The sequence below is a fragment of the Tahibacter soli genome (assembly GCF_025717065.2).
Lineage (GTDB): Bacteria > Pseudomonadota > Gammaproteobacteria > Xanthomonadales > Rhodanobacteraceae > Tahibacter > Tahibacter soli.
This window is the reverse complement of the sequence record NZ_JAOVZO020000020.1, coordinates 314,584-324,624: the sequence shown is the minus strand read 5'-3', so window position 1 is coordinate 324,624 and position 10,041 is coordinate 314,584. Positions and strand designations below refer to the sequence as shown.

Annotated in this window: 7 protein-coding genes; 5 read left to right on the top strand and 2 right to left on the bottom strand. The window is 67.6% G+C overall.

What is annotated here, in order from left to right; genetic code table 11:
- Nucleotides 1-6 precede the first annotated feature (6 nt).
- The 5 genes from OD750_RS22375 to OD750_RS22355 all read left to right on the top strand — a co-directional run bounded on the left by OD750_RS22375 (nt 7) and on the right by OD750_RS22355 (nt 4,661).
- Entirely contained in the window at nt 7-1,116 is a 1,110-nt protein-coding gene (locus OD750_RS22375) for an SMP-30/gluconolactonase/LRE family protein (protein WP_263544306.1), read from the top strand.
- A gap of 37 nt (nt 1,117-1,153) precedes the next feature.
- Complete coding sequence (locus OD750_RS22370) at nt 1,154-1,363, top strand: 2TM domain-containing protein (RefSeq protein WP_263544305.1); 210 nt, start codon at nt 1,154-1,156, stop codon at nt 1,361-1,363.
- A gap of 57 nt (nt 1,364-1,420) precedes the next feature.
- The gene (locus tag OD750_RS22365; RefSeq protein WP_263544304.1) at nt 1,421-2,263 is read left to right on the top strand and encodes a VOC family protein; all 843 of its coding nucleotides are present in this window, start codon (nt 1,421-1,423) and stop codon (nt 2,261-2,263) included.
- A 24-nt stretch (nt 2,264-2,287) separates the two neighbouring features.
- Nucleotides 2,288-2,701, top strand: a complete 414-nt coding sequence (locus OD750_RS22360; protein ID WP_263544303.1) for a putative quinol monooxygenase — start codon at nt 2,288-2,290, stop codon at nt 2,699-2,701.
- A 193-nt stretch (nt 2,702-2,894) separates the two neighbouring features.
- Nucleotides 2,895-4,661: a CocE/NonD family hydrolase gene (locus tag OD750_RS22355; protein ID WP_263544302.1), complete on the top strand. Its 1,767-nt coding sequence runs from the start codon at nt 2,895-2,897 to the stop codon at nt 4,659-4,661.
- 606 nt (nt 4,662-5,267) lie between these two features.
- Here the strand turns inward: OD750_RS22355 and parE are convergent.
- Nucleotides 5,268-7,157 (bottom strand): DNA topoisomerase IV subunit B, encoded by a 1,890-nt coding sequence (gene parE / locus OD750_RS22350; RefSeq protein ID WP_263544301.1) that lies wholly within the window; start codon nt 7,155-7,157, stop codon nt 5,268-5,270.
- Between the two features lie 80 nt (nt 7,158-7,237).
- A complete protein-coding gene (locus OD750_RS22345; protein ID WP_263544300.1) occupies nt 7,238-9,991 on the bottom strand; it encodes a TonB-dependent receptor plug domain-containing protein in 2,754 nt (917 codons plus the stop codon).
- Nucleotides 9,992-10,041: the final 50 nt, after the last annotated feature.

Genomic DNA, 10,041 nt, shown 5'->3' with positions numbered 1-10,041 from the left:
ACGGACATGAGATTCCTCCGAAAACTCGTCGGCATCGCGGCACTGGTCCTCGCCGGCATCGTCGCCTGGCTGTGCTTCTGGCCCGTGCCCGCCGAGCCCGTGGCATGGCCCGCGCCGACACCGCCCGGCTACGTCGGCGCGCATGCGCCGAACACGCGGCTGGCCGACCTGCGCACGATCGACCTCGGCGGCGACTTCGGCCCCGAGCACATCGCGTTCGGACCGGACGGCAAGCTGTACGCGGCGATGACGAGCGGCAACGTGCTGCGCATGGATGCCGACGGTACGAACCGCGAGATCTTCGCGAAGACGGGCGGTCGCGTGCTCGGCTTCGATTTCGACGCGGAGGGCCGCATGGTCGCCGCGGACGCGATGATCGGACTGCTCGTCATTTCAGCCGAAGGGCGCATGCGCGTTCTCGCCGATCGCGTCGGCGCCGACGATCCGGTTCGCTACGCCAATTCCGTCGTCGTGGCGGCGGACGGGACGATCTACTTCACCGACGCGTCCGCGCGCTTCTCGCCCGCGCAATGGGGCGGCACCTACGAAGCGAGCGTGCTCGACATCCTCGAGCAGGCGGCGACCGGCCGCGTGCTCGCCTGCGACCCGGCGACCGGTAACACGCGCGTCGTCGCGCACGGCCTGTCGTTCGCCAACGGCATCGCGCTGTCGTCCGACGGGCGAGCGCTGTTCGTGGCCGAGACGGGGCGCTACCGCATCTGGAAGATCGACGCGGCGGCGCGCGACGTCGACGTGCGCGGCGGCTCGCCGCAGGCGCGCGCGCTCATCGAGAATCTGCCGGGTTATCCCGACAATCTGATGCGCGGGCGCGACGGCCGCGTGTGGGTCGGGTTGTTCCGTCCGCGCAACCCGGCCGCGGACGCGCTCGCGCAACGGCCGTTCCTGCGCAAGGTCCTGCTGCGGCTGCCGCGCGCGATGCTCCCGACCGGCGCGCCTTACGGCCACGTCTTCGCGATCGACGAAGACGGCCGCGTCGTCGAAGACCTGCAGGACCCGCGCGGCGCCTATCCCGAGACGACCGGCGCGACCGAGACCGCGGACCGCCTTTACATCCACAGCCTGCATGCGCGCGTCATCGGCTGGCTGCCGCGATGACGCCGCGTGCCCACGACCACGATCCAGGGCGAACGCCATGAAAAACGCCACGCCGGCGCAGAAGCAACTCGGGTTCCGGATTCACGCGATCGCGTTCGTGCCGACGCTCGTCGTGCTGGCGATCGTCAATCGCCTGACCGGGCCGCCGTACTGGGTGCTGTGGGTGCTGCTCGGCTGGGGCGTCGGCCTGTTCTGCCACTGGTTCTTCGTGCTCGGCCCCGGCGCACGCACGAGCGAGACGTCGTGACGCGACCGCCGGTCGCAGCGACACGCGGCACTTTGTGTTCATTCCAGGAGACGCGATGTGAGCAACCACAGAAATATCGACGGTACGGATCTCGATCGGCGCGGCGCGCTGCAGCTCGGCGGGCTCGCGCTGGTCGCCGGGCTGGCAGTGCCGGCGCTGGCCGGTACCGCCGCCGCGCAACCCGCGACGCGCAGCGGCGCATCGCTCGGCGCGCGGCTGCAGGGCGTGCAGCATTTCGGACTGACCGTGCAGAACATGGATCGCGCGTTCGCGTTCTACACCGAGGTGCTGGGCGGCACCGAAGTGATGCGCGACGGCGACTTCCAGGGCGAGCGCATCCACAACACGCTCTTGACCGACCAGGAGATCGTCGCGCGCGAACGCCGCGTCAATCCGCGCACGCTCGGCGTTCCCGATCTCAAGGGCGGTGCGCAGCGCCTCGACGTGCGCTTCATCCAGTTCGACAACGTCGTGATCGAGCTTCTGCAGTATCGCGACGCCGAGCAGCCGATGGGCAGCGGCGCCGCATTCGCCGAGCCGCTCGATCACATGAGTCCCGCGTTCCCGCGGATGATGCATATCTGCTTCCACATTCGCGACGACGTCGATTTCAACCGGTTCATCGCCGATCTCGAAGCCGAGTCCGCACGGCGCGGCATGACGCAGGTGCGCGCCAATCGCGTGCTCACGGTGACGACGGAGAAGGACCGCCTGGCCGCGCCGCTCGATGCGAACAGCAACGGGATCACCGAGGGCAAGTCGAACGGCTGGCGGCTGATCTACTGCAAGGGCCCGGAAGGCGAGCAGCTCGAATTCGTGCAGGCGCTGGGGCCGGTGAAGCGGACGTTCGACGACGCGCGCGAAGCGCGCCGCCGCGCGGTAGCCGCGAAGACTTCCTGAGTGACAAAGCCGAGGAGACGAGTCATGCGTCGTTCGTTGTCGTTCCTTTTTGCCAGTGTTCTCGCCGGCGCGGGGCCGGCCGTGGCGCGCGATGCCGCCGGCGTCGCGTATCGCGACATTCCCGCCGACGCGTATGCGGTGGTCGCCGAAGTTCGCGCGAAGGCGGGCAAGGCGCAGGCGCTGCGCGAAGCGACGCTGCCGCTGGTCGCGCAGGTGCGCGCCGAGCCGAACAATCTTGCGTACTTCCTGCACGAAGATCGCGAAGCGCCGGGCCACTTCGTGTTCTACGAGATCTTCGCGAGCCAGGCCGACTTCGAGGCGCACAACGCGACGCCGCACGTACAGGCGTGGTTCGCGAAACTGCCGGAACTGGCCGACGGCGGAGTCAAGGTGATGCGGATGGGGATACTCGGCAATCGGGCGCCGTCGCGGCCTTGAGTCGCGAACCTCGGTTCCTCGTCGGGCCGGTTCGAAGCGTGGCGCATCGACAGGCGTTCGATCCGCCGTAAACGTTTCGCGTATGCGCTCGCATCGGACGTCGAGCGGGATGCCGATCTGCGCCGATACGATGCGCGTGGATCGCGAGCATCCCGCTCGCCTCCCGACCGTAGCGCAACCCGAGGTCCCAACGATGAGCTTGCCGCGCCTGTGCATCGCGTTGTTCCTGTTTCTCGCTTCGGCCGCGTTCGCCGAAGAGACGCTCGCCCCGATCGAGGTCAGGATCGACGTCGCCGTCCCGCTGCGCGACGGCGTCGAACTCAAGGCGACGGTGCACCGCCCGCAGCGCCAGGCGCAGCCGCTGCCTTGCCTGCTCACGATGACGCCGTACAACGCGCAGGACCTGCACGACGTCGGCGCGTACTTCGCCGCGCGCGGCTACGTGTTCGCCACGGTCGACGTGCGCGGTCGCGGCAATTCCGGCGGCACGTTCACGCCGTTCGCGCAGGAGGCCGACGACGGCTACGACGTCGTCGAGTGGCTCGCGCGTCAGCCGTGGTGCAACGGTCGCGTCGGCATGTGGGGCGCCTCGTACCTCGGCTACGCGCAGTGGGCCGCGGCGAGCCGCGCGCCGCCGCATCTGGCGGCGATGGCGCCGTCGGCGTCGCCGATGCCGGGCCTCGACTTTCCGATGCGCCACAACATCTGGCGGCCGTACGTCGTGCGCTGGCTGATGCTCGTGGCCGAACGCACGGCGCAGGTGCGGCTCTTCTCCGATCACGCGTACTGGAATCCGCGTCTCGCGGAAGCGTTCACGGCGCACGCCCCGTACGCCTCGCTCGACACGCTGTTCGGCAGCGCGAATGCGACGTTTCAGGAATGGATTGCGCACCCGCTGCTCGATGCGTACTGGCGCGGTTTTCGTCCGAGCGACGCGCAGTACGCGCGCATCGACCTGCCGGTGCTGACGATCACCGGGCAGTACGACGCCGACCAGCCCGGCGCGCTGACGGCGTATCGCGAACATCTGGCGAACGCGACGCCGCCCGCACGCGCGAAGCACTGGCTCGTGATCGGCCCGTGGGATCACGCGGGCGTCGCCGAGCCGCAGGCGAAGGTGCGCGGCGTCGACGTCGGCCCGGCCGGCGTCGTCGACATGAACGCGCTGCATCGCGCGTGGTACGACTTCACGCTGAAGGACGGCCCGAAGCCGGAATTGCTCAAGGCGCCGGTCGCGTACTACGTCGGCGGACTGGAACAGTGGAAATATGCAGAGTCGCTGGCGGCGATCGGCGACGAGCCGCAGGCATGGTATCTGTCGTCGGCGAACGGCCGCGCGAACGACATCTACGCGTCGGGCGATCTCGTCGGCGAACGCGCGAAGCGCTCGGGCGCCGACTGCTACGTCTACGATCCGCTCGACGTTTCCGACGCGGCGCTCGATCCGCTCAATACGCCCGAGCGCGAATTCGTCGACCAGCGGCGCGTCGCGTTGCGGGGCGGCAAACAGCTCGTCTATCACACGGCGCCGTTCGACGCGGACACGGAAATCGCGGGGTTCTTCCGTCTGAGTGCCTGGATCGCGATCGACCAGCCGGATACCGATATCGAAGCGGCGGTGTACGCGATCGCGCCGGACGGCGGCAGCATCCTGCTGAGCTTCGACCGCGTACGCGCGCGGCATCGCGGCGGTTTGCACCAGGCGACGCTCGCGACGCCGGGGAAGGTCGAGCGGTACGATTTCGAGCGCTTCGCCTTCGCGGCGCGCGTGGTGCCGAAGGGCGCGCGGCTGAGACTGGTCGTGGGGCCGGTGAATTCGCCGCACGTGCAGAAGAACTACAACAGCGGCGGGGAAGTGTCGCGCGAGACGGCGAAGGATGCGCGGAAGGTGCGGGTGACGGTGTATCACGACGCGCGGCGTGCGAGTGCTTTGTATGTGCCGGTTGCGGCGAGGCCGTGATTGGGGGCACGAGAGGGTGCAGACCGAGCCGGTGCGGCGTTGCGCTCGTCTCGCGACGAAAACCGGAACTCGACGTGCCGTGGTCGCCGCCCCCTCATCCCGGCCTTCTCCCCCAACGCGGTTGGGGGAGAAGGAGCCGAGGGTTCCGGCGTTGCGGCGCGTGCTTTGGAGAACGGAGCGACATTTCAACGTCGGCACGCAATTTCTTTAGCCCTCTCCCCCAAGCTCGCTTGGGGGAGAGGGTTGGGTGAGGGGGCGACACCGAGGTTTTCGTTGCGCCCGCAGCGGAAGACCGCGCGGTCGTTGCGCGCCACGCAGCCGCAACCGCTCAAACCTCCAAAGAAGCCAGGTCGCCCTTCTCTTCGAGCCAGCTCATCCCGGCCTTCTCCCCCAACGCGGTTGGGGGAGAAGGAGCCGAGGGTTTCGACGTTGCGGCGCGTGCTTTGGAGAACGGGGCGACATTTCAACGTCGGCACGCAATTTCTTTAGCCCTCTCCCCCAAGCTCGCTTGGGGGAGAGGGTTGGGTGAGGGGGCGACACCGAGGTTTTCGTTGCGCCCGCAGCGGAAGACCGCGCGGTCGTTGCGCGCCACGCAGCCGCAACCGCTCAAACCTCCAAAGACGCCAGGTCGCCCTTCTCTTCGAGCCAGCTCTTGCGATCCGAAGCGCGCTTCTTCGACAGCAGCATGTCCATCACCTTGTTCGTGCCGTCGTCGTGCTCGACCGTCAGCTGCACGAGCCGGCGCGTATCGGGATGCACGGCCGATTCGCGCAGCTGGCTCGGGTTCATTTCGCCCAGGCCCTTGAAGCGCGTGACCGACACCTGTCCCTTGATCTTCTCGCGCTCGATCTTTTCGAGCATCGCGCGCTTTTCGTCCTCGTCGAGGCAGTAGAACACCTGCTTGCCCACGTCGACGCGGAACAGCGGCGGCATCGCGACGAACACGTGGCCCTGCCGCACGAGCGACGGGAAGTGCTTGAGGAACAGCGCGCACAGCAAAGTGGCGATGTGCAGTCCGTCGGAGTCGGCGTCGGCGAGCACGATGACCTTGCCGTAGCGCAGGCCGTCGATGCGATCGACGCCGGGATCGCAGCCGATCGCCACGGCGAGATCGTGCACTTCCTGCGAGCCGAGCACCGAGCCCGATTCGACTTCCCAGGTGTTCAGGATCTTGCCGCGCAGCGGCAGGATCGCCTGGAAATCCTTGTCGCGCGCCTGCTTGGCCGAACCGCCGGCCGAGTCGCCTTCGACGAGAAACAGTTCGGTGCGCGACAGGTCGCTCGACGCGCAGTCGGCGAGCTTGCCCGGCAGCGCGGGGCCTTGCGTGATCTTCTTGCGGACGATCTGCTTTTCGGCTTTCAGGCGCGCCGACGCGCGCTCGATCGCGAGCTGCGCGATGCGCTCGCCGAGTTCGACGTGCTGGTTGAGCCACAGCGAAAAGCCGTCGTGCGCGATGCCTTCGACGAAGCCGGCGGCGTTGCGCGACGACAGGCGTTCCTTCGTCTGACCCGAGAACTGCGGGTCCTGCATCTTGAGCGACAGCACGAACGAGAGGCGGTCCCACACGTCTTCCGGCGCGAGCTTCACGCCGCGCGGCAGGAGGTTGCGGAAGTCGCAGAACTCGCGCAGCGATTCGGTGAGACCCGAGCGCAGGCCGTTGCAGTGCGTGCCGCCTTGCGCCGTCGGAATGAGGTTGACGTAGCTTTCCTGGACCAGCTCCCCCTCGGGCACCCACGCGATCGCGAATTCGAGGCCTTCGGTTTCGCGCTGCACCGAATGCACGTACAGATCCGGCGGCAGGCATTCGTTGCCGGCGAGCATCGAGCGCAGATAGTCGGAAAGACCGTCTTCGTAGTACCACTGATCGGTTTCGCCGCTCGCCTCGTCGGTGAGGCGCACCGTGAGGCCCGAGCACAGCACGGCTTTGGCCTGCAGGAGGTGCTTCAACTTCGACAGCAGAATCTTCGGCGTGTCGAAGTATTTCGGGTCGGGCCAGAAGCGCACGGTCGTGCCGGTCTGCTTCTTCGGCACGGTGCCGATCGATTCGAGCTTCGTCGCGCGATCGCCGTTCTTGAACGTCATGCGCCAGATCTGCGCGTCGCGGCGGATCGTCACTTCCACCTTCGTGGACAGCGCGTTGACCACCGACACGCCGACGCCGTGCAGGCCGCCGGAGAACTGGTAGTTCTTGTTCGAGAACTTGCCGCCCGCGTGCAGGCGCGTGAGGATCAGCTCGACGCCGGGGATGCCTTCCTCGGGATGGATGTCGACCGGCATGCCGCGGCCGTCGTCGGTGACCGTGACCGAACCGTCGCCGTGCACGATCACTTCGACGGTTTTCGCGTGGCCCGCGAGCGCCTCGTCGACCGAGTTGTCGATGACTTCCTGCGCCAGATGGTTCGGACGCGAGGTATCGGTGTACATGCCGGGCCGGCGTTTGACCGGGTCGAGGCCGGACAGAACTTCGATATCGGCGGCGTTGTAGCGACTGCTCATGGACGGATCACGCGATGAAGTAGCCGCCCATGGTGGCCGGAACGGCCGCGGCAATCAAGCCGCGGCCGTTCCGGCCGCGGTCAACCCCGGCCCGCGCCGAATCGGTAGTTGAACTGCACCCAGTACTGCCGCCCGAACGCGTCGTACCACGCGCTCGAATAGTTCGGCCAGCCCGCGCTCTTGTCGACCGGCGACGAGTTGCGCAGGTTGTTGACGCTGACCAGCACGTCGGCGCGCTCGTTCAGGCGGTAGCCGACCGAGCCGTTGACCAGCGTGTACGGACGCCGGCGGCGATCGCCGCTGTTGTCCGGAATGCCGGCGTAGCGCGTGCCGTCGAGCGTCGCGCTCCAGTCGCCGTTCTGCCATGACACGGACGCGTTGATCTTCTTGCCCCAGTCCGACTGGTACGCGGTGTCGTTGAGATAGTCGTAGACCGGGTCGCCCGGAAACTGCTGGTACTTGTGTTCGAGCACGTGCGTGTACGCGCCGCGCACCGAGAACCGGCCGATGCCCTCGAGCGCGAAGCGGTAGCTCGCGCTCAAGTCGATGCCCGACGTGACTTCGGTCGCGGCGTTGACCGGATTGACGCGGATCAGCGTCACGTCGTTCGGATTGACCGGCGCGTTCGCCGCGTTGCGCACGACGCGCGCGAACGCGTCGCGGCAGATCGACGAGTTCGCGTCGACCGGCGAACCCGAGAGCGTCTGGCCGATGCGGCAGTCGGCTTCGGTGCGCAGGATCTGCTGCTCGTCGAGGCTCGTCACCTGGTCGGTGATGCGGATGCGGTAGTAGTCGGCCTGCACGTCGAAGTCGGCGCTCGGCGACCAGACGAAGCCGTAGGTGAACGAGCGGCCGCGCTCGGGCTTGAGCTGCGTATTGCCGCCGCGCGTGAAGTCCATGTTGTAGAACTCGTCGCAGCTCGAATACGGCTGGCCGGTGAGGCGGCACTGGTAGTAGTCGGTCACGCCCGGGTAGTAGCCGCGCGTGTTCTTCGCGAACAGGTACGTCATGTCCGGCGCGCGGAACGACGTCGCGAGCGTGCCGCGCAGCAAGAGGCTGTCGACCGGGCGGTATTCGAGACCGAGGTTGTACGTGCTCTTGCCGAGCGATTCGCCGGCGTAGCTGTAGCGATCGTAGCGGCCGGCGCCGGTCGCGGTGAGGCTCGAGAGGATCGGCACGTTGAGTTCGAAACCGGCGGCGTAGCGATCGCGTTCGCCGTTCTCGACGTTCGCCTGCGCGGTGTTCCAGTACGCGCCTTCGTTGATGCGCGGGTCGGGCGTGTTGGAGAAGCCCTGGCTGCCCGCCTCGACGACGCCCGCGAAGCCGACCGTGCCGGCCGGCAGTTCGAACAGATCGCCATTGACGCTGGCGCTCACATCCTGCGTCCAGGCCTTGTCGTGCTTGACCGACTTTGCGGTCAGACGGCGGAAGTCTTCGGGCGTCAGCGCCGTTGCCAGGCGCGCAGGATCGGCGCTGTACGACGGAAACAGCGTGCCCTGGTAGTCGTGCGTGCCGGTGCGCTGGCCGAGGAAGAACGCGTCGACGCCGGTGAGGAAACGGATGCGGCCCTGGTCGCTTTCGTAGTCGGAGCGGTTCGCGACCACTTCGTAGCGCCAGCCGTGCGTGCCGAGATCGCCGCGCACGCCGACCGTCGCGGTCGTCGAGCGCTGCAGATAGGTGCTGTTGTCGGCGTCCTTCCCGCCGGTTTCTTCGGGCGTCAGCACGCGCGTCCAGTTTTCGAGGCGGCCGGTCGCGTCGTTCCAGAACGCGCCGCCGGGCGCCGACCACGTCGTCGAGCGCACGTTGTTCTCGATGTCGGAGAAGCCGAACATGAAATCGCCGAACAGCTCGGTGGTGTCGTTCAGCGCGTAGGTGAGGTTCGCGTAGCCGGTCGCGAGTTTCTTCGCGGTCTGGATAGTGCGGTTGTTGTAGTAGCCGTCGCTGCTGCAATACGTGCCGTCGTACGCGGGATTGCGATACGCGCGCAGCGTGCCGCCCAGGAGATGCGACAGCGCGTCGCAGCCGCCGGGCAGGTCGTAGTAGTCGCCCGACGCCGGATCGCGCAGCGCGACGATCGCGCCGGGCCGGCGGTTCGGCGCGTACTGCGAAAAGCTGTTGGTCAGGCGCCGGTCGCCGTAGCGGATCGGATCGCGCTGCGTGAGTTCGAGGCCGAACACGCCGGAGAAGTCGCCGCGCGTCGTGCCGCCGATCAGCTGCACGCGCTGGTTCGCGCCGCCGCCCTGCTGCGTCGTGCCGACCTTCACCGACAGGTCGACGCCTTCGTGTTTTTTCTTGAGCACGATGTTGACGACGCCGGCGATCGCGTCCGAGCCGTACACGGCCGACGCGCTGCCGGAGAGAATTTCGATGCGGTCGATCATCACGCTCGGGATGTTCGCGAGGTCCACCGCGCCGACCGAGCCGTTGTAGGCGACCGGATAGTCGGCGACGCGATGGCCGTTGACGAGAACGAGCGTGTGATTGGGGCCCAGGCCGCGCAGGTTGATGACGTTGGCGGCCGGCGTGAACGTGCTGCCGAAGTCCTCGCCCTGCACGAGGCCGACGTTCTGCGAGATCGAACTGACGATGTCGAACACGCTGCGGAAGCCGCCGGTGTCGATTTCTTCGGCCTTGATCACGGTGACCGGCGCGGCCGTTTCGATGTCGGCGCGCGGGATGCGCGATCCGGTGACGGTGATCGCTTCGAGTTTGGCGGCTTCTTCGTCGCCGTCGGCGGTCGACGCGGGCGTCTGTGCGAAGGCGGAACTGTGGAGCGCGAATGCGACGGCAAGAAACAGCGGTGATGCGGTACGGCGACGAACGTGAGCTTTCATGCGGACTACCGGGAGGAGGAGGGCGCGAACCTTCGCATCGCGGGGCCGGC